This is a genomic window from Sulfitobacter sp. PM12, assembly GCF_045586035.1.
GTDB classification, from domain to species: Bacteria; Pseudomonadota; Alphaproteobacteria; order Rhodobacterales; family Rhodobacteraceae; genus Sulfitobacter; species Sulfitobacter pontiacus.
Genome location: NZ_CP151529.1, coordinates 2,593,553 through 2,611,720, shown reverse-complemented (window position 1 = coordinate 2,611,720; position 18,168 = coordinate 2,593,553). Strand labels below are relative to the sequence as shown.

Sequence of the window (18,168 nt, the reverse complement as noted above, 5' to 3'; positions counted from 1 at the left end):
TGGGCTTTGGTCGGTCGCCACACCAGCGCAACAACCGCGCCACAGCGTTAAGCGACACGCCCCCTGTCAGCAAGCATCTTCAACAGCGCGGCCCCGCGGGACATCACGTCAAAGCCGCAAGGCCCCGCTTCATTTTGCCAAATAAACTCACCTGCCACAGCCCCTGCAAAGGGCGCTGCGACGGCGTTTGCAGTGCGCCCTAAAGCACGCGCCCCGCGACGGCATCCAGCTTGGCCACCAGTGCCGCGTCGCGCATTTCTGGCTGGGTCATGATCGCATATTCCAACGCGCGGTCGCAGCCATGCGGGCAGGGGGCGCGGTCGGCTCCCAGCAGTTTGGGCAGGCGCGCGACCAACTGACGGCCCTTGTCGGCATTGCCCATCAACGTCTCGATGATCTTGGTCACATCGACCTCGCCGTGGTCCGGATGCCAGCTGTCGTAATCCGTGATCATCGCGACCGAGGCATAGCAAAGCTCTGCCTCGCGGGCCAATTTCGCTTCGGGCATATTGGTCATGCCGATCACATCCGCGCCCCAGCTTTCGCGGTACATCTTGGATTCCGCCAATGTGCTGAACTGCGGCCCCTCCATCGCAAGGTAGGTGCCGCCGCGGTGCACGTTGATGCCCGCGTCGCGCGCAGCGGTTTCGCAGGCGTCGCCCAAACGTGGGCAGGTGGGGTGCGCCACGCTGACATGGGCCACGCAGCCGGTGCCGAAGAAAGATTTCTCCCGTGCGATGGTGCGGTCGATGAACTGGTCCACGATCACAAAATCTCCCGGTGCCATTTCATCGCGGAACGACCCGCAGGCCGAGACGCTGATCACATCTGTGCAGCCGAGCCGTTTCAGCGCATCGATATTGGCGCGGTAGGGAACGGTAGAGGGCGCATGCACATGTCCGCGTCCGTGGCGCGGCAGAAAGGCCATCTCTACCCCGTCCAGCGTGCCGGTCAGGATCGCATCGGAGGGCGGGCCCCAGGGGCTTTCCACGGTAAGCCATTCGGCCCCCTCCAGCCCGTTGATGTCATAGATGCCGGAGCCGCCGATCACGGCAATTTTCGTCTGTGTCATGAAGTCGCCCTTGGATTGAGTTGCGGGCAGAGTATCAAGCTTGGCCCATAGGGAAAGCCTCAAATCCGGCCCGCGCCGTCGCGTGGCTTCCATTTTGTTCACGTTTCAGCTAGGAGGCCGCAAAGACCTTTCCGACTTATTGATGCGATTTGACCCGAAGGATGCCCGATGGCGCGTACCACGTTCCGTAGTTTTACCAAAAATCTTGATGTGACCGACCTGAGATGGATGCCGGGAGAGGGGTTCTCTCCGTCGCGGCTGCGCATTGAATTGCTGTCGGGGCTGACCGTCGCCCTGGCCCTTGTGCCCGAAGCGGTTGCCTTTGCCTTTGTCGCAGGGGTCCACCCGTTGGTGGGTCTCTATGCGGCCTTCCTCGTGGGGTTGATCACCGCGTTGATCGGCGGGCGTCCGGGGATGATCTCGGGGGCGACAGGGGCTTTGGCGGTTGTGATGGTCGCATTGGTCGCGCAGCACGGTGTTGAATATCTGTTCGCCACGGTCGTGCTCATGGGGCTGATCCAGATTTTCGCGGGTGTCATGCAATGGGGCAAGTTCATGCGGCTGGTGCCACATCCTGTTATGCTGGGGTTTGTGAACGGTCTGGCCATCGTGATCTTCCTTGCCCAGATGGGCCAGTTCAAAGTGCCGGGCACGATGGTTGATACAGGTCACGGCATGTCGGGTGGCGAATGGCTGTCGGGTGGGCCGCTATACCTGATGCTGGCGCTTGTCGCCGCGACGATGGCGATCATCTGGGTCATGCCGCGCATCACCAAGCTGATCCCCGCACCGCTGGCAGGCATCGGCATCATCGCCATTCTGGTGATCGCGACGGGCATGGATGTGCCACGGGTCGGCGATCTGGCCTCGATCGAGGGCGGCTTTCCGACGTTCCACATGCCGTTTGGCGAAGGTGTTGGCCTGTACGGCACGGCCTTGGCACCCTTCACGCTCGAGACGCTGTATATCATCCTGCCCTATGCGGTGATCCTTGCGGCCATCGGCCTGATTGAATCGCTGCTGACGTTGAACCTTGTCAGCGACCTGACCAACACCCGTGGCGGAGCCAGCCAGGAATGTATCGCGCAGGGCGTGGCCAATACCGTGACCGGCTTCTTCGGCGGTATGGGCGGTTGCGCCATGATCGGTCAGTCCATGATCAACGTGAAATCCGGCGGGCGCACGCGGGTTGCGGGGATTGCGGCTGCGGTCTTTTTGCTGCTGTTCATTCTGGTCGGCGCGCCGCTGATCGAACAGATCCCGCTGGCAGCGCTGGTCGGGGTGATGTTCATGGTCGTGATCGGCACCTTTGCGTGGAACTCCTTTGGGATCCTGCGCAAAGTGCCCCTGACCGATGCCTTCGTGATCCTGCTGGTTACCGTCGTCACCGTCTACGAAGACCTTGCGGTCGCGGTGGTCGTCGGTGTAATCGTGTCGGCGCTAGCCTATGCGTGGAACAATGCGCGTCGCATCCACGCCAAGACATACACCACACCTGAAGGGGCCAAGGTCTATCAGATCCAGGGGCCGCTGTTCTTTGGGTCGTCCGAAGGTTTCGCCGAGCTCTTTAACGTCAAGGCCGACCCTAGCGAGGTGATCGTCGATTTCGAGGACAGCCGCGTTGTGGACCAATCCGCCCTGCAAGCGATCGAGACGATTGCCGCGAAATACGAAGGCGCGGGCAAGCGCATCCAGCTGCGCCACCTCAGCCGCGATTGTCACCGTTTGCTGAAGAAGGCCGGGCATCTGATGATCGATAGCGACGATGATCCCGATTACGAGATCGCGGCGAACTATCAGGTCCGTACCGGCATTCTTGGCGGTCACTAAACCGCCCGACCGAGGGAAATAAAAAGCCCCCGATGCAGTCCGCATCGGGGGCTTTTTGCTTTTCGGGATGTGGCGGGATCAATCGTCGGGGCGGATGATCTCGAACACGTCGGTCACGCGGGCATAATCGCGGTAGCCCAAGCGGGACAGCGGTTGGTAGGTCGTCACGTCGAAGCGCCCGTCCTTGATGCAATCGTCGCGCATATGGACGCCGACGACCTCGCCGAAGACGACAAAGTTATTCTCTCCCTCGATCTTGACCATCTGGGTCATGCGGCATTCCAGGCTGGCAGGGGCGGTCGCTACACGGGCGCAATTGATCTGGTCGCAGTTCGCCTTTTCGATGCCAGCGTGGCCGAATTCATCCGCGCCATGGGGCAGCGTCGCAGAGGAGGCGTTCATCGCGTCGCGCATCGCGTATTCGACAATGTTCACGCAGAAGACGCCGGTCTCGCGGATGTTGGCCATGCTGTCCTTGGTCCCGTCCACATCGGCCTTGGTCCCGGTAGAGGCAAACATCACCTGCGGCGGCGTATAGGCAACCCCGTTGAAAAACGAATAGGGGGCCAGATTGTCGTTCCCGTCCGCGTCTCGGGTGGAAATCCATCCGATCGGGCGTGGGGTGACAATCGCGTTGAACGGGTTATGGGGCAGGGGGTGGCCGTCTTGCGGGCGGTAGAACATCAAACTCTCCTCATGGTTTGCACCTATGGCTAGCGCCATGATAAAGGCAGCGCCACAGGAAAACCGTCCAGAGGGCCACGCCTTGTATCATATTACCCCCGAGACGGCTGCCGATCACTGGGAAGTCGAAGCGTTGTACGACACCTGCTTTGCGCCGGGACGCGAGGCGTTGTCGTCCTACCGCCTGCGCGACGGGGTGCCGCCGGTGGCGGGGCTGAACCATGTGGCACGTGACGCGGGCGGTATCCTTGCCGGGGCCATACGCTATTGGCCGATCTGTATCGGTGCCCATGCCGCGCTGCTGTTGGGCCCCGTTGCCGTGCACCCGACGCGGCAGGGCGAAGGCTTGGGTGCCTTGCTGATCGAGGGCAGTCTGGCGCAAGCGGCCCCGTTGGGGTGGTCGCGCGTGATGCTGGTGGGGGATGCGCCTTACTATAACCGCTTCGGCTTTACCTTGCTGACCGATGTGGTGATGCCGCCGCCAACGAACCCTGAACGGGTGTTGGGCCGTGCGCTGGTCGATGGCGCGTGGGAGGGCATCGCGGGCGATGTCACCGCTTGGCCACATTGAAAGCGGCGGCGGGATGGCCCACATTCTAGCCAAACAGGCGGAGGCCCCACCCCATGCAGATTGAAAGCAACCTACCCAGCACCATTGACGTAGAGGCACGGCTGGACCAGATCGCCAAGCGCTACAAAAGCGCGGGCGGCGTGGGTATCAATGTGTTGAACGTCATCGGCGGCAGCGCCGAGGGGTTGATCGACAAGCTTCCCTTGCCCGTGCGCCGCAATCTCGAAAGCGCCACCGTCAAGGCATTGGGCCAGGCGATGAAGGCAGCGACGTCGACGCGGTCAATGGTGCCGGACCAGAAAAGCTGGCTGAACCAGGCGGTCAGCGCGGCGATGGGGGCGGCTGGCGGCGCAGGTGGCTTGCCCACGGCACTGGCAGAGCTGCCGGTGACGACGACCTTGCTGCTCCGCGTTATTCAGGGGGTGGCGGTGGAACACGGCTTTGATGCCCATGCCGAGAATGTGCAGTTCGATTGCGTGCAGGTGTTCAGCGCCGCGGGGCCCTTGTCAGAGGATGACGGCGCCGATCTGGCGTTTCTATCGGCGCGGGTCGCGTTAAGCGGGCGGGCCATGCAGGCGGTGATTGCCAAAGTGGCCCCGCGTTTGGCGCTGGTGTTGGGGCAGAAGCTGGCCGCGCAGGCGGTGCCGGTGCTGGGGGCGGTGGCCGGTGCGGCGACCAACTATGCCTATACCAGCTATTACGAAGATATGGCCCATGTGCATTTCGGGCTACGCAAGCTGGCGATTGATGCGGATGTCCCCCACGAAGAACTGGTCGAACGGCTGCGCGCCAAGGTCGGGCTGCGCAAGATCGCCTAGCGCCCGATACTGCCCGGCGCGACCGTGGTGGCCTTGAGGATCGCATAGCAGGTTATGCCCGGTGTCAGGCCAAGCTCGGCGACAGCGCGGGCCGTCACACGGCTGAGCAACCGGTCACGCCCCGCACGCAGGGCAATGGCCGCGCCCGGACCGTCGCCGGGATGAACCGCCTCGACCGTGACGGGCAGCACGTTGACCGAGCTCAGCCCCTCGGGACGGGTCAGGGACAGGATCACGTCTTGGGCCAGCACCCGCAGACGCACGCGGGCACCGGCATCGGCATGCACGCCGGGCAGCTCAAGCTCTCCGGCGCTGATCCGCAGGGTCGTGATCCCGTCATTGCCATGCTCAAGGACATCCGCCTCGATCACGGCACCCGCCTCGCGGACACCAAGCAGGGGCACGGCGGCGGGATCGGCCATGACATCGAACAGCGGACCCTGCGCCTGAACCTTTCCGTTCTGGATCAGCACCAGCGTATCTGCCAGTCGCGCGATCTCGTCCACCGCGTGGCTGACATACAGGATCGGCAGCCCGAGCGGCCCGTCGCGCAGCCGTTCGAGAAAGGGCAAAATCTCTTGCTTGCGGGGCCCGTCCAGACTGGCGAGCGGTTCATCCATCAGCAACATGCGCGGGTGGCTCAGCAAGGCGCGGCCCAAGGCGACGCGCTGCTTTTGGCCGCCTGATAGCGTGGCGGGCGCGCGGTCGAGCAATGTCTCTAGCCCAAGCAGTGCCACCACGTCGCGTTGAGACGGGCCGCTGCTGCCGCGCGGCGCATAGCGGGCACCGAACATCAGGTTTTGCGCCACGCTGAGATGCGGGAACAGCCGCGCGTCCTGAAACACGGTGCCAAGGCGTCGCTTGTGTGGGGGGACATAGATGCCGCCCTCGGTGTCCAGCAGTACCTCACCATCGATCACGACGCGCCCGCGGTCGGGGTGGAGCAAGCCACCAACGGCGTTGATCACGGTGGATTTTCCGGCCCCCGACCGGCCAAACAGCGCGGTGATGCCCGGCCCGGCCTCAAGCGCGAGGTCCAGCGCGAAGCCGTCAAAGCGGTGCGACAGGGACAGGGAAAGCGTCATGTGCCCGCGATCCTTTTGGCAACGCGGCGGGCGAGCAGCTCGGACAGAAGCACGGCGCTGACCGCGATGGCCGAAGACATGAGCACCATCGCCACCGCCTGACCCTCGCCACCGGGTATCTGCAAGGCGGCCCAGATGGCGCTTGGCAGGGTTTGCGTCTGGCCGGGGATATTGGCGACAAAGGTGATCGTGGCACCAAATTCGCCCATGGCTTTGGCAAAGCCCATCACGGTCCCCGCCAGCACACCCGGCAAAATGAGGGGGAGGGTGACACGGGCGAAAACCGCCGCGCGGGGGGCACCCAAGGTTGCGGCGGCGTCTTCAAGCTTGGGATCCACCGCCTCTATCGCCAGTCGCATGGCGCGGACCATCAAGGGGAACCCCATGATAATCGCCGCCAGCACCGCGCCGGACCAGTGGAACGCCAGTTGCAATCCGATGGCGTCCAGTGCGCGGCCCAAGGGCGCGTTCCGCCCGAATGCCATCAGCAGCAGATATCCCGTGACCACTGGCGGCAAAACCAGCGGCAGATGCACGGCGGCATTCAGCAGCGCCTTGCCCCAGAAATCCCGCCGCGCCAGCAGCCACGCCACCCAAAGCGCCAGCGGAATTGCCAGCAGCGTCGCCCAAACTGCAACCCAAAGCGACAGACGCAGCGCGTCCCAGGCGGCGGCGTCTGCGGTCATTCAGGCAGCGGCTTGAAGCCGTGGCGGGCAAAGACCGCGCGGGCGTCGTCGGACTGCAGATGCGCCATGAAGGCCGCGCCGCTGTCAGTAAGCGCGGCGGCGGGGTAGGTGATCGGGCTGTGTGTGTCCTGCGGTATATCGTAAAGGATGCGGACCTGTGGTTCGGCCAAAGCATCGGTGCGGTAGACCACGCCCAAAGGCGTCTCTGCCCGCGCGACCAAAGCCAGTGCGCTGCGCACGTTATCCGTTTCTGCCAGATGCGGGGCGATCGCCTCCCATTGTCCGGTAACCTCAAGCCATTCGCGTGCATAGATACCGGCGGGCACGGCGTCCCGTTGACCCATCGCTAACCGCGCATCGCCAAGGGCACCCGCAAGATCGGCGGGGTCCGGGGCGATATTGCTGTCGGCGGGGGCGATCACCACAAGCGAATTGCCCAGCAGATCAACCACCGCGTCCGATTTGACCGCGCCGCGATCCCGCAGCCATGTCATCCAGACCGGTGCGGCCAGCAAGACCACATCGGCAGGGGCACCCGCATCGATCTGCCGCGCCATCGTGCCGGACCCGCCAAAAGACAGCGCCACATCGCCGTCATAGCCGCGCGCGACCTCGTCCAGGGCACCGCGCAGGCTGGCGGCCGCAAAGACCGTCACCGAAGGCTGCTCTGCCTGCGCGAGGGTGGGCAGCAGCGCTGCAAAAATGAGCGGCAAAAAACGTTTCATTCCCGCAGTATCCGCCATGCCGTAGGGGCGTGCAAGGGCGACTGGTCTTGTCATCACGGCACGGGTAGGCTTTTGTTGCCGTACCACCCCGGAGACAGAATGCCCCGCATGAAACAGCTACCTATATCACTGCAAGGTGCCCGCAAGGGAGAGGTGCGAACACAGTTCGCCGCGCTGTGTTACCGTGTGCGCCAAGGCAAGGTGCAGGTGCTGTTGATCACGTCTCGGGGGGCGAAACGCTGGATTGTGCCGAAAGGCTGGCCGATGGATGCCAAAACCCCCGGTGCCGCCGCCGCGCGCGAGGCATGGGAAGAAGCGGGCGTGCGCGGGCGGGTCACGGGCGGCTGCCTTGGCGTCTATTCCTACACAAAGGAAATGGACGGTGGAGAGATGTTGCCGGTCGTGGCCATGCTCTATCCCGTAGAGGTCAAGATCACCGCCGATAAATACCCCGAAGCCGGCCAGCGGCGCCGCAAGTGGATGTCGCGCAAGAAGGCCGCCAAAATGGTGTCAGAGCCCGAGCTGGCGCGCATGATCCGGGACTTCGATCCGCGCGGGCGGAGTTGAGCCGCTTGACGGGACCGGCTTGCGCCCCCATTTTTAACATATCTTAACGACGAGAGGATGCCTGCGGGCGCGATGATCAAGTTTTCGCTGAAATGTGATCAGGACCACCAGTTTGAAAGCTGGTTCAAATCTGCCGCCGCCTTTGATGCGCTGGCGCAGGCGGGGCATCTGACCTGCGCGCTGTGTGGGTCGACCAAGGTGACCAAGGGCATGATGGCCCCCCGTGTCACAACCGGCGAACGCCGCGAGAACCGCGGTGAGGATGGTCAAAAGCCGGACGCCGCAGTGCCGGTACTATCGAAACCTCAAAGCGCGTTGGAAGAGGCGCTGAAGGCGCTGCGCAAAGAGGTCGAAACCTCCTCGGAATATGTGGGCGATGATTTCGTGCGTGAAGCCCGTGCCATCCACATCGGGGATGCGCCCGACCGCTCGATCTATGGCGAGGCGCGTCTGGACGAAGCCGTCGCCCTGATCGAAGAGGGTATCCCGCTGACCCCGCTGCCGTTTCGGGCCAAACGCACCACGTCATAGACGGCGGGTCGCAGGCGACCTTGGGCGGGCGGATACCGCGCCCCGTCACCTTGCAACTTACGGTTCACACATAATTTCCCTGCGTTACGACAGCGGCCTGCGGGCTTGCTAAGGGCGGCGCTTGCGCGTACACCGCGCCGGAGTTTTGCAACGGGGGACATATGCCTGTTCTGGTGATGAAGTTTGGTGGCACGTCGGTGGCCACCTTGGACCGTATCCGCCGCGCGGCCAAACGCGTGGGCGTTGAAGTGGCCAAGGGCTATGACGTGATCGTCATCGTTTCCGCCATGTCGGGAAAGACGAACGAGCTGGTCGGCTGGGTGAACGAAACCTCTCCGCTATATGACGCGCGCGAATATGACGCTGTCGTCTCCTCGGGGGAGAATGTCACCGCGGGCCTGATGGCGCTGACCTTGCAGGAAATGGACGTACCGGCGCGCAGTTGGCAAGGCTGGCAAGTGCCGGTCAAGACGACCTCCGCGCATTCCTCCGCCCGGATCGAGGAAATTCCGCCTGCAAACATCATGGCGAAATTCGGCGAAGGCATGCGCGTCGCGGTTGTCGCGGGCTTTCAGGGCGTTTCCCCCGAGGGCCGGATCACCACGCTGGGGCGTGGCGGGTCGGACACCACCGCCGTCGCTTTTGCCGCTGCCTTTGATGCAGAGCGTTGCGATATCTACACCGATGTGGACGGGGTCTACACCACCGACCCGCGGGTGAGCGCCAAGGCGCGCAAGCTCGACAAGATCGCCTTTGAAGAGATGCTGGAACTGGCGTCGCTGGGGGCCAAGGTCCTGCAAACCCGGTCGGTCGAACTGGCCATGCGGTACAAGGTCAAGCTGCGCGTGCTGAGCAGTTTTGAGGAACAATCAGACGAGGCTGGAACGCTGGTCTGTGCCGAGGAGGAAATTATGGAAAGCAATGTAGTATCCGGTATCGCGTTTTCGCGTGACGAAGCAAAGATGACGCTGGTATCGGTCGCGGATCGCCCCGGCATTGCCGCCGCGATCTTCACCGCGCTCAGCGATGGTGGCGTGAACGTCGATATGATCGTTCAGAACATCTCGGAAGAGGGGCGCACCGATATGACGTGGTCCTGCCCCGTCGATCAGATCAAACGCGCGGAAGTCGCGATCGATGTTGCGAAAAAATCGGGCGAGCTGAATTTCGACGATCTGATCGCGGACACCGATGTGGCGAAAGTGTCGGTCGTGGGGATCGGCATGCGCAGCCACACCGGCGTTGCGGCGAAGATGTTTCAGGTGTTGTCGAACGAGGGTGTGAACATCAAGGTTATCACCACCTCCGAGATCAAAATCTCTGTTCTGATCGACCGCAAATACATGGAGCTGGCCGTTCAGGCGCTGCATGACGCGTTCGAGCTGGACAAACGCGCCTAATTCCCGGGCACCCCATCTGCGAAGATCACAGCGTTTTCCCGCAACAGGGGAAAACGCATCTTCCGGCCTCGGGGAGCAGATGATAGATGTCAATGATATCAGGCGTTTCAATTTTGGGACGCCTGTGATCTAAGCTGGCATCGCCGGGGGGAAATGATCACATGGCTGATGGGATAGAGACAGAAAGCCGCAAGCTGTTGGGTCGCTTACGCGATGCCATGGCCAGTGATGATGCAGGGCAGGCGCGGCTGGACAAGATCACGCATCTGATCGCGTCCTCTATGGGCTGCGAGGTCTGCTCTATCTACCTGTTCCGCGATGAAGACACGCTGGAACTTTGCGCGACCGAGGGGCTGAAGGCCGATGCGGTCCACGAGACGCGCATGAAGATGGGCGAGGGGCTGGTCGGCCGCGTCGCCAAACGCAAACGTATTATCAACACGCCCAATGCCCCGCAGGCCCCCGGTTTCCGCTTTATGCCGGAAACGGGCGAAGAACTGTATTCAAGCTTTCTGGGTATACCGGTGCAGCGCTTGGGAGAGATGCTGGGCGTTCTGGTGGTGCAATCCAAGGCCGCGCGGGAATTCTCGGCTGACGAGGTTTATGCGCTGGAAGTGGTCGCCATGGTGCTGGCCGAAATGACCGAGCTGGGGGCCTTTGTCGGTGAGGGTGCCGCGATGTCGGCGCGGCACAGTCAGGCGGTTCTGATCCGCGGCACCGTGGCGCAAGAGGGCGTTGCCGAGGGCCACGTCTGGCTGCACGAGCCGCGTGTTGTCGTGTCAAAGCTTGTGGCCGACGATCCTGCCAGTGAAACCGCACGCCTGAACGAGGCGGTCGATGATTTGCGCGTCAGCGTGGATCAGATGATGGCAATGGCGGGCGGGGACAAGGACCAGCAACAGGTGCTTGAAGCCTATCGGATGTTCGCCAACTCCAAAGGCTGGTTGCGCCGGATGGAGGAAGACATCGGCCGTGGCCTGTCTGCCGAAGCGGCTGTCGAGAAAGAGCAATCTCTGGCGCGCGCCCGTATGGGGCAGGCAGCCGACGCCTATCTGCGCGAACGTCTGTCCGATCTCGATGACCTCAGCAATCGCTTGCTGCGCATCCTGACAGGGCAGGGGTCGAACACGGGGGCCGAGATGCCCACCGATCCTATTCTGGTGGCGCGCAACATCGGACCGGCTGAGCTGTTGGAATACGGCCGCTCTCTGCGCGGTATCGTGCTGGAGGGCGGGTCGGTTGGCAGCCATGCCGCGATTGTCGCGCGGGCGCTGGCGATCCCGCTGATCGTCCACGCCAGCCGCGTGACCAATGATGCGCTGAACGGCGACCGGATCATGGTGGATGGCGAACAGGGCGTGGTGCATCTGCGCCCCGAGGAAACCGTTGCCTCTGCCTTCCGCGACAAAATCGCGATGCAGGCCGAGGCGCAGGAACGCTATGCGTCGATCCGCGACAAACCGGCGATCACCAAATGCGGCACGCGGGTCGGGCTGCATATGAACGCGGGTCTCATGGCGGATCTTCCCTCGCTTGACGGGTCTGGGGCCGAAGGGGTGGGGCTGTTCCGCACGGAGCTTCAGTTCCTTGTACGCAGCCAGATGCCGAAACGGTCGGAGCTGTCCGCGCTGTATAGCCGTGTGTTGGATGCCGCGTCGGGTAAACGTGTGGTGTTCCGGACGTTGGATATCGGGTCGGACAAGGTGCTGCCCTATATGAAGCCCAACGACGAACCGAACCCCGCTTTGGGCTGGCGTGCGATCCGTGTCGGGCTGGACAAACCGGGCATGATGCGGATGCAGCTGCAGGCGTTGATCCGTGCGGCGAACGGGCGCCCCCTGTCGGTAATGTTCCCCTTTGTCGCGCAGTTCGAAGAATACCGCGCCGCCCGTGCCGAGATGGACAAGACGCTCGCCCGCGAGGCGCGCTTGGGCCATGTGCTGCCGTCACAAATCGAAGTGGGCGCGATGCTGGAGACCCCGTCGCTGGCCTTTGCCCCGACGAAGTTCTTCGAAGAGGTCGAGTTCCTGTCGATCGGAGGCAACGATCTGAAGCAGTTCTTCTTTGCCGCCGACCGCGAGAACGAGCTGGTGCGCCGCCGCTATGACACGTTGAACGTCAGTTTCCTGACCTTCCTGGAGAACATCGTGGACCGTTGCCGCGAAACCGGTACGCCACTGTCGTTCTGTGGCGAGGATGCGGGCCGCCCGATAGAGGCCCTGTGCTTTGCTGCCATCGGGATCACAACGCTGTCCATGCGTCCCGCGTCCATCGGGCCGGTCAAAAGCATGTTGCACCGCTCTGATCTGGGGGAAATCCGCGAGGTGATCCACGCCGCACGTGATCGCGGGGATCAATCGGTACGTCCCGCGGTGATGGAGTATCTGCGCAGCCAGACCAACGAAGTCCGCCGCTTGCCCTGAAGGGCCTGACGGCTTGTCTGATGTGTCAAACGCGCCCGATTTATCCACGTGGGCGCTGGATGCCGCGTTGAAAAACCCAATCGCGCAGGGCGGTTATGCACATTTGTCGCGTGGCGGGCCAAGCTCTTACCTCAGTTTCGCAGAGCGAAAAAAGTAACCGAAATAACGGCTATGCGCGTGCAGGATAATTCCCTTTAATGCCCCAAGTCGCAGCGCGGAGGAACGCTGCAGCCAGCTATGGGAGAGGCGCGGGCATATGAACCCTTTTGTATTCAACACCACAAAATCCGTCGTATTCGAAAACGGGGCCGCCGTGCGTATCGCCGCGCTGGCAGGCGGGTTGCTGGGCAAGACGTGCCTGTTGATCACCGACCCCGGTTTGCGCAAACTTGGCCTGTGCGACCCTTGCATCGACGCGCTTGAGAAAGCCGGTCATCAGGTCACCGTCTTCGATGATGTAGAGGCCGACCCCTCGCGCGAGACATTGATGCGCGCGGTAGAGGCAGGGCGCAGCGCGGGGGCGACCGGAGTCATCGGCTTTGGCGGCGGGTCATCGCAGGACGTGGCCAAGCTTGTGGCGCTTTTGCTTGGCTCTGACGAGGATCTGGATGCCGCTTGGGGGGTAGGGCAGGCCAAGGGGCCGCGCCTGCCGCTGGTGTTGGTCCCCACCACCGCTGGCACCGGGTCAGAGGTCACGCCTGTGTCGATCATCACCGTCGGGGCAGAGGAAAAGCGCGGCGTATCCTCGCCCGTGATCCTGCCTGACATGGCCATTCTGGACGCGTCCCTGACCGTCGGTCTGCCCGCGTCGATCACCGCGGCCACAGGCGTTGACGCGATGGTGCACGCGATCGAATCCTATGCCTCGGTCAATGCCAACAACAACCCTGTGTCCAAGCTTCTCGCCCGCGAGGCGCTGCGCCTGCTGGGGGCCAATATCGAAACCGTCGTTGCGGATGGCAGCAATCTAGAGGCCCGCGGCGCGATGTTGCTGGGGTCGATGCTGGCGGGGCAAGCCTTTGCCAATGCCCCCGTCGCGGCGGTACACGCGCTGGCCTATCCCATCGGTGGCACCTTCCATATCCCGCACGGGCTGTCCAACGCGCTGGTGCTGCCCCACGTGCTGCGCTTCAACGCGCCCCAAGCGGGCAGTGTCTATGCCGAGATCGCTGCCGATGCCTTCCCCGACCTGGCAGAGGTCGAAGGCGGTCAGGCCCGCACCGCCGCCTTCGTTGATGCGCTGACGGATCTGTCCAAGCGGCTTGGGCTGCCGCCGCGCTTGCGCGATGTCGATATCCCCCGGTCCGCGATCCCCAAGATGGCCGAAGACGCGATGGTGCAGGCCCGTCTGCTTGTGAACAACCCGCGCGAGGTGACACAGGCCGATACTCAGGCAATCTACGAGGCGGCTTGGTAATGGCTGCCCGCGCACCTGCCGCCACCCGTGCCGATTTCGCGGATTTCTATCCATTGCAGACGCGATGGAACGACAATGACACCTATGGGCATATGAACAACGTCGTGCACTATGCGCTGTTTGACACGGCCGTAAACGGCTGGCTGATCGAACGGGGGCTGCTGGACCCGCAGACCAGCCCCGCCTTTGGCCTCGTCGTGGAAACCGGGTGCCGCTATTTCGGAGAGATGGCCTTCCCCGACCGCGTGACAGCGGGGCTGCGGGTGGCGCAGCTTGGCAAAAGCTCCGTCCGGATGGAGCTGGGCCTGTTCCGGAACGACGAGGAAAACGCCTCTGCCGAAGGGTTCTTTGTGCATGTCTATGTGAACCGCGACGACCACCGCCCGACCGAGATTCCCGCCGCGACCCGTACCGCGCTAGAAGGGCTGAAAACCACGGCATGAGCGTGGCGTAATCCCGCGCGCCCTAGCTTGGCGGTTGCAAATGCTTGGTGTCCACATGTTATACATCCCCGAATCACAGCGTTTTTCTGCGTTGCGGCATTCTGTGTCGCGCGGGATGACGCGTTGAAATTTAACAATAAACCGGAGAAATCTCCCCGTGTCCAAGAAGAAACGTATCGTCGTTAAAATCGGATCCAGCCTGTTGGCCAATGAAGAAAAGCTGACATTGCGCTATGCTTTCATGAACGGTCTCATGGCGGATTTGGGGGACCTTCAGGACCAGGGATACGAGATCATCCTGACCTCGTCAGGCTCGGTCGCGCTTGGCCTGAACATGATCGGGAAACGCCCCGAAGAGGCCGGTATTCTGGACAAACAAGCGGCGGCCGCCTGTGGTCAGCCCCTGCTGATGAACGCCTACCGTCAGGTTGCGAATGAATACAATTTTGACGTGGCGCAAATGCTGGTGACTGTCGAGGACATGGAAGAGCGTCGCCGCTTTCTGAACATCAAGAACACCATGCTGCGGCTGTTTGAAAACCAGATCTTGCCCATCATCAATGAGAACGATTCCATCGCCACACGCGACCTGAAAGTGGGCGACAATGACCGTCTCTCCGCCAAGGTGGCCCAGATGGTCGAGGCCGATCACCTGATCATCCTGACCAGCGTCGAAGGTCTGTATGACCGTGACCCCTCCGAACCCGGTGCCCAGTTCATCGAGGAAATCGAAGACGTGTCCGAACACCTCGAATCCACCAAAAGCATCAGCGAATTGGGCAGCGGCGGCATGCTGACCAAGATGCTGGCGGCCAATATGGCACAGAACGCCGGTGTCGAGACAATCATCGCCGACGGTATCATCGAACGCCCAATTTCCTCGGTACTGAACAACGAACGCCGCCACACCCGCTGTCTGGCGTCGGGCAAGGCCGCGTCGCCGCTGATGATCTGGCTAAGCAACCGTTTGCAGGTTGCCGGAACGCTGGTCGTCACGGACGAGGCTGTCCGCGCGATCACCGCCAAGGAACGCGGCTTGCAGCGTGATGATCTGGTATCGATTCAGGGCGAATTCTCTAAAGGTGATGTGCTGCACGTCTATGACGAGCAGGGGAACGAGTTCGCCCGCGGGCTGACCAACTTCTCGTCCGAAGAGACGATCCTGATGGCGCGTAACCCCGAGATGGAGATCGAAGACGTCATCGGCTACAAAACCAAAAGCGCGGTTGTGGGGGCGGAAAACATCCTGATCCTCGAAGATCACCACCTGCAGCTCGACGCGCCCGAAGAAGACGACAAGCCCGTCATTTCCCTGTAATTGTCCATTTCACGGCGGGAGATATTTTTCCCGCCGTTTTGCTTTAAACTGGGCTAGACATTTCCCGAGAAAATCGGGATAAGCGCCAAACGCATAGGGGCCAGTGGCCCATGTGCCAGCCGCGTCATCGCGGCCGAGGCGAGTTGGCGGAGTGGTTACGCAGCGGATTGCAAATCCGTGTACAGGAGTTCGATTCTCCTACTCGCCTCCACTATATTTCCCTCTCTAAATTATGTTTCTCACAGGCTGGTCGCGCGTGGCATGCGTCGTGGCTATGGCATCCTCTATGTTTTAACCGTATTATCCGCCAAACACGGAAAATTGCGCCTATTGACCCGACTGGCCGTTGCCCGGCGGGCGGTGATGTGGCATCTCACGAGACAAATAACTGAACGAAAGAGTTTAGCTGATGACAGATTTCACAGCCCGCCGCACCATGATGGTTGATACTCAGGTGCGCCCTTCGGATGTTACCAAGTTCCCGATCATTGATGCGATGCTCAAGGTGGCGCGCGAGGATTTTGTGCCGGTGGCCCGCCGCGAGGCAGCTTATCTGGGCGAAAACATCAGCTTGGGCGAAGGGCGCGTGCTGTTTGAGCCGCGGACGCTGGCCAAGATGCTGGACGATCTTGGGGTAGAGAATGACGAGCTGGTGCTCGATATCGGCTGTGGCTACGGCTATTCCTCTGCCGTGATCGCACATATGGCCGAAGCCGTCGTTGCCGTCGAGGATGACGAGCAGATGGCGAAAGAAGCGCAGGAAACCCTGATCAACGCGGATATCGACAATGTCATCGTACACCACGGCCCGCTGGCTGAAGGGGCACAGCAACATGGGCCCTATGACGTGGTGATCGTGCAAGGCGGCGTGGCTGACGTACCCGAAACGCTGCTGGCGCAGCTCAAGGATGGCGGGCGGATCGCGTGCCTGTTCATGGACGGCCCCCTGGGCGAGGTGCGTTTGGGCTACAAAAGCGAACGTGGCATCAGCTGGCGCAAAAGTTTCAACGCCGCCGCACCTGTCCTGGACGGGTTTACCCGCGCGAAAGAATTCCAGCTTTAAGCTATCAGAACTGCTGCAGATGACGGCAGATGCAGTGACACCGATGGAGTGTGAAATATGATGAATACGGGCAAGATGCGGTCTGTCCGCAGCATGATCGCGGCGTCCTGCGTCGGTTTGGGGCTGCTGGCACCGATGGCCACACAGGCAGAGACATTGGCCGATGCGCTGGTCGGGGCCTATAACAACTCGGGCCTGCTGGACCAGAACCGCGCCGTGTTGCGCGCCGCAGACGAAGATGTGGCGATCGCGAAATCCGCGCTCAAGCCGGTGTTGCAGTGGACGGGGAACCTGACGCAATCCTATAACCGGTCGGTCAGCGGTGGTGGCACAACACCGGCAGGTTTTAAGAACTCCACCGATTCACTGACGACATCGGTGAACCTTGTGGCGTCGCTGTTGGTCTATGACTTCGGGTCGTCGCGCTATTCGATCGAGGCGGCAAAAGAAACCGTGCTTGCCACGCGCGAAACGCTGGTCAGCGCCGAACAGCAGATTCTGCTGCGCGCTGTTGATGCCTATATGACCGTGATCCAGACGCAGCAGCTTGTCTCTCTGGCCGAGAATAACGTGCGGGTTCTGACGCAGGAGTTGCGCGCCGCCCGTGACCGTTTCGAAGTGGGGGAGGTGACCCGCACCGACGTATCGCTGGCTGAAGCAGAGCTGGCCGCCGCACGCAGCAATCTTGCCGGTGCGCAGGGCGATTTCATCAGCGCGAAAGCCTATTACAAGGTGGCCGTGGGGCGTGAGCCTGGTCGTCTAAGCCCGCCACCAAGCCTGCCGAAACTGTCCAACAGCATCGCCACGGCCAAGGCACTGGCGGTGCGTCAGCACCCCGATATCCTGTCCGTCCAGCACCAGGTCGCGGCTGCCGATCTGCTGGTACGCAGCAACGAAACCGCGCTGAAGCCCAATGTCTCGGTGCAGGGGTCTTACGGTCTGACCGAGACGTTTGATTCCCAAGCCTCGACACGCAGCGGGTCGATCGGCTTTCAGGTCGGGCAAACGATCTATCAAGGCGGTGCCTTGTCGGCCGGTGTTCGCAAAAGCCAGGCGCAGCGCGACGCACAGCGCGGCAATCTGCATGTGGTGGTTAAAGACGTGGAGCGCGCGGTCAGCGATGCCTATGCCGGTCTTGCCTCTGCCCGGGCGCAGATCGAGGCGTCCCAACGTCAGGTCCGCGCGGCACAGATCGCCTTTGACGGTATCCGCGAGGAAGCCAGCTTGGGCGCGCGCACTACACTTGATGTGCTGGACGCAGAGCAATCCTTGCTCGACGCCCGTTCTGCCCGTGTGTCGGCGCAATCGCAGCTTTATGTTGCGGCCTATTCCGTGCTCTCCGCGACGGGTCAGCTGACCGCGCAGGACCTGAAACTGCCGGTGCAAATCTATGATCCATCCGCCTATTATAATATGGTTAAGGACGGTCCGACGAAATACTCCAAAGAGGGGAAGCAGTTGGATCGTGTGCTGAAGGCGCTGCAAAAAGACTGACATTTTCACCACCCCCATTGTGAGAAGCCAACCTTCGGGTT

The 18,168-nt window shown here is 62.1% G+C and carries 17 protein-coding genes and 1 tRNA gene; 13 read left to right on the top strand and 5 right to left on the bottom strand.

Annotation, left to right across the window (positions count from 1 at the left end; genetic code table 11):
- Positions 1–199: 199 nt before the first annotated feature.
- Positions 200–1,072 carry an S-methyl-5'-thioadenosine phosphorylase gene (locus AADW22_RS12735; RefSeq protein WP_009825108.1) on the bottom strand — a complete coding sequence of 291 codons (873 nt, stop codon included), beginning with the start codon at positions 1,070–1,072 and terminating at the stop codon, positions 200–202.
- Between the two features lie 168 nt (positions 1,073–1,240).
- Between AADW22_RS12735 and AADW22_RS12730 the strand changes: the two genes are divergently transcribed.
- Positions 1,241–2,902 carry a SulP family inorganic anion transporter gene (locus tag AADW22_RS12730; protein ID WP_005849385.1) on the top strand — a complete coding sequence of 554 codons (1,662 nt, stop codon included), beginning with the start codon at positions 1,241–1,243 and terminating at the stop codon, positions 2,900–2,902.
- A gap of 78 nt (positions 2,903–2,980) precedes the next feature.
- On the opposite strand, the gene AADW22_RS12725 is transcribed toward AADW22_RS12730, so the two are convergent.
- Positions 2,981–3,586 (bottom strand): flavin reductase family protein, encoded by a 606-nt coding sequence (locus tag AADW22_RS12725; RefSeq protein ID WP_168592508.1) that lies wholly within the window; start codon positions 3,584–3,586, stop codon positions 2,981–2,983.
- Between the two features lie 37 nt (positions 3,587–3,623).
- On the opposite strand from AADW22_RS12725, the gene AADW22_RS12720 reads away from it, so the two are divergent.
- A complete protein-coding gene (locus tag AADW22_RS12720; RefSeq protein ID WP_009825105.1) occupies positions 3,624–4,157 on the top strand; it encodes a GNAT family N-acetyltransferase in 534 nt (177 codons plus the stop codon).
- A gap of 53 nt (positions 4,158–4,210) precedes the next feature.
- Positions 4,211–4,975 carry an EcsC family protein gene (locus AADW22_RS12715; protein ID WP_407473853.1) on the top strand — a complete coding sequence of 255 codons (765 nt, stop codon included), beginning with the start codon at positions 4,211–4,213 and terminating at the stop codon, positions 4,973–4,975.
- On the opposite strand, the gene modC is transcribed toward AADW22_RS12715, so the two are convergent.
- From modC to modA, 3 genes are read right to left on the bottom strand one after another with little or no spacing between them, the layout of a single operon-like run.
- A complete protein-coding gene (gene modC / locus AADW22_RS12710; protein WP_407473852.1) occupies positions 4,972–6,060 on the bottom strand; it encodes a molybdenum ABC transporter ATP-binding protein in 1,089 nt (362 codons plus the stop codon). The genes AADW22_RS12715 and modC overlap by 4 nt on opposite strands.
- A complete protein-coding gene (gene modB, locus AADW22_RS12705) occupies positions 6,057–6,746 on the bottom strand; it encodes a molybdate ABC transporter permease subunit (protein WP_074634645.1) in 690 nt (229 codons plus the stop codon). Before modB ends, modC begins: the two co-directional genes overlap by 4 nt.
- Entirely contained in the window at positions 6,743–7,471 is a 729-nt protein-coding gene (modA, locus tag AADW22_RS12700; RefSeq protein WP_407473851.1) for a molybdate ABC transporter substrate-binding protein, read from the bottom strand. Before modA ends, modB begins: the two co-directional genes overlap by 4 nt.
- Before the next feature lie 108 nt (positions 7,472–7,579).
- Here modA and AADW22_RS12695 point away from each other — a divergent pair, with 108 nt between their 5' ends.
- From AADW22_RS12695 to AADW22_RS12650, 10 genes are all read left to right on the top strand, one after another.
- Positions 7,580–8,038 carry an NUDIX hydrolase gene (locus AADW22_RS12695; protein ID WP_243250566.1) on the top strand — a complete coding sequence of 153 codons (459 nt, stop codon included), beginning with the start codon at positions 7,580–7,582 and terminating at the stop codon, positions 8,036–8,038.
- Positions 8,039–8,095: 57 nt separating this feature from the next.
- Complete coding sequence (locus AADW22_RS12690; protein WP_407473850.1) at positions 8,096–8,569, top strand: DUF1178 family protein; 474 nt, start codon at positions 8,096–8,098, stop codon at positions 8,567–8,569.
- Between the two features lie 161 nt (positions 8,570–8,730).
- The gene (locus AADW22_RS12685; RefSeq protein WP_407473849.1) at positions 8,731–9,969 is read left to right on the top strand and encodes an aspartate kinase; all 1,239 of its coding nucleotides are present in this window, start codon (positions 8,731–8,733) and stop codon (positions 9,967–9,969) included.
- Between the two features lie 161 nt (positions 9,970–10,130).
- Positions 10,131–12,392 (top strand): phosphoenolpyruvate--protein phosphotransferase, encoded by a 2,262-nt coding sequence (gene ptsP, locus AADW22_RS12680; RefSeq protein WP_005849365.1) that lies wholly within the window; start codon positions 10,131–10,133, stop codon positions 12,390–12,392.
- A gap of 256 nt (positions 12,393–12,648) precedes the next feature.
- Entirely contained in the window at positions 12,649–13,809 is a 1,161-nt protein-coding gene (locus AADW22_RS12675; RefSeq protein ID WP_407473848.1) for an iron-containing alcohol dehydrogenase, read from the top strand.
- Complete coding sequence (locus AADW22_RS12670) at positions 13,809–14,252, top strand: thioesterase family protein (RefSeq protein WP_009825098.1); 444 nt, start codon at positions 13,809–13,811, stop codon at positions 14,250–14,252. Before AADW22_RS12675 ends, AADW22_RS12670 begins: the two co-directional genes overlap by 1 nt.
- Positions 14,253–14,409: 157 nt before the next feature.
- Positions 14,410–15,570, top strand: coding sequence for a glutamate 5-kinase (proB, locus tag AADW22_RS12665; protein ID WP_009825097.1), 1,161 nt, complete (start codon positions 14,410–14,412; stop codon positions 15,568–15,570).
- 137 nt (positions 15,571–15,707) lie between these two features.
- Positions 15,708–15,781, top strand: a tRNA-Cys gene (locus tag AADW22_RS12660).
- A gap of 198 nt (positions 15,782–15,979) precedes the next feature.
- Positions 15,980–16,633, top strand: a complete 654-nt coding sequence (locus AADW22_RS12655) for a protein-L-isoaspartate O-methyltransferase family protein (protein ID WP_407473847.1) — start codon at positions 15,980–15,982, stop codon at positions 16,631–16,633.
- A gap of 57 nt (positions 16,634–16,690) precedes the next feature.
- Positions 16,691–18,127 carry a TolC family outer membrane protein gene (locus AADW22_RS12650; protein WP_407473846.1) on the top strand — a complete coding sequence of 479 codons (1,437 nt, stop codon included), beginning with the start codon at positions 16,691–16,693 and terminating at the stop codon, positions 18,125–18,127.
- Positions 18,128–18,168: the final 41 nt, after the last annotated feature.

Bases quoted from the DNA above. Each gene is read 5' to 3' on its own strand.
- AADW22_RS12735 (WP_009825108.1), bottom strand. From the start codon at position 1,072: ATGACACAGACGAAAATTGCCGTGATCGGCGGCTCCGGCATCTATGAC.
- AADW22_RS12730 (WP_005849385.1), top strand. From the start codon at position 1,241: ATGGCGCGTACCACGTTCCGTAGTTTTACCAAAAATCTTGATGTGACC.
- AADW22_RS12725 (WP_168592508.1), bottom strand. From the start codon at position 3,586: ATGTTCTACCGCCCGCAAGACGGCCACCCCCTGCCCCATAACCCGTTC.
- AADW22_RS12720 (WP_009825105.1), top strand. From the start codon at position 3,624: ATGATAAAGGCAGCGCCACAGGAAAACCGTCCAGAGGGCCACGCCTTG.
- AADW22_RS12715 (WP_407473853.1), top strand. From the start codon at position 4,211: ATGCAGATTGAAAGCAACCTACCCAGCACCATTGACGTAGAGGCACGG.
- modC (WP_407473852.1), bottom strand. From the start codon at position 6,060: ATGACGCTTTCCCTGTCCCTGTCGCACCGCTTTGACGGCTTCGCGCTG.
- modB (WP_074634645.1), bottom strand. From the start codon at position 6,746: ATGACCGCAGACGCCGCCGCCTGGGACGCGCTGCGTCTGTCGCTTTGG.
- modA (WP_407473851.1), bottom strand. From the start codon at position 7,471: ATGAAACGTTTTTTGCCGCTCATTTTTGCAGCGCTGCTGCCCACCCTC.
- AADW22_RS12695 (WP_243250566.1), top strand. From the start codon at position 7,580: ATGAAACAGCTACCTATATCACTGCAAGGTGCCCGCAAGGGAGAGGTG.
- AADW22_RS12690 (WP_407473850.1), top strand. From the start codon at position 8,096: ATGCCTGCGGGCGCGATGATCAAGTTTTCGCTGAAATGTGATCAGGAC.
- AADW22_RS12685 (WP_407473849.1), top strand. From the start codon at position 8,731: ATGCCTGTTCTGGTGATGAAGTTTGGTGGCACGTCGGTGGCCACCTTG.
- ptsP (WP_005849365.1), top strand. From the start codon at position 10,131: ATGGCTGATGGGATAGAGACAGAAAGCCGCAAGCTGTTGGGTCGCTTA.
- AADW22_RS12675 (WP_407473848.1), top strand. From the start codon at position 12,649: ATGAACCCTTTTGTATTCAACACCACAAAATCCGTCGTATTCGAAAAC.
- AADW22_RS12670 (WP_009825098.1), top strand. From the start codon at position 13,809: ATGGCTGCCCGCGCACCTGCCGCCACCCGTGCCGATTTCGCGGATTTC.
- AADW22_RS12655 (WP_407473847.1), top strand. From the start codon at position 15,980: ATGACAGATTTCACAGCCCGCCGCACCATGATGGTTGATACTCAGGTG.
- AADW22_RS12650 (WP_407473846.1), top strand. From the start codon at position 16,691: ATGATGAATACGGGCAAGATGCGGTCTGTCCGCAGCATGATCGCGGCG.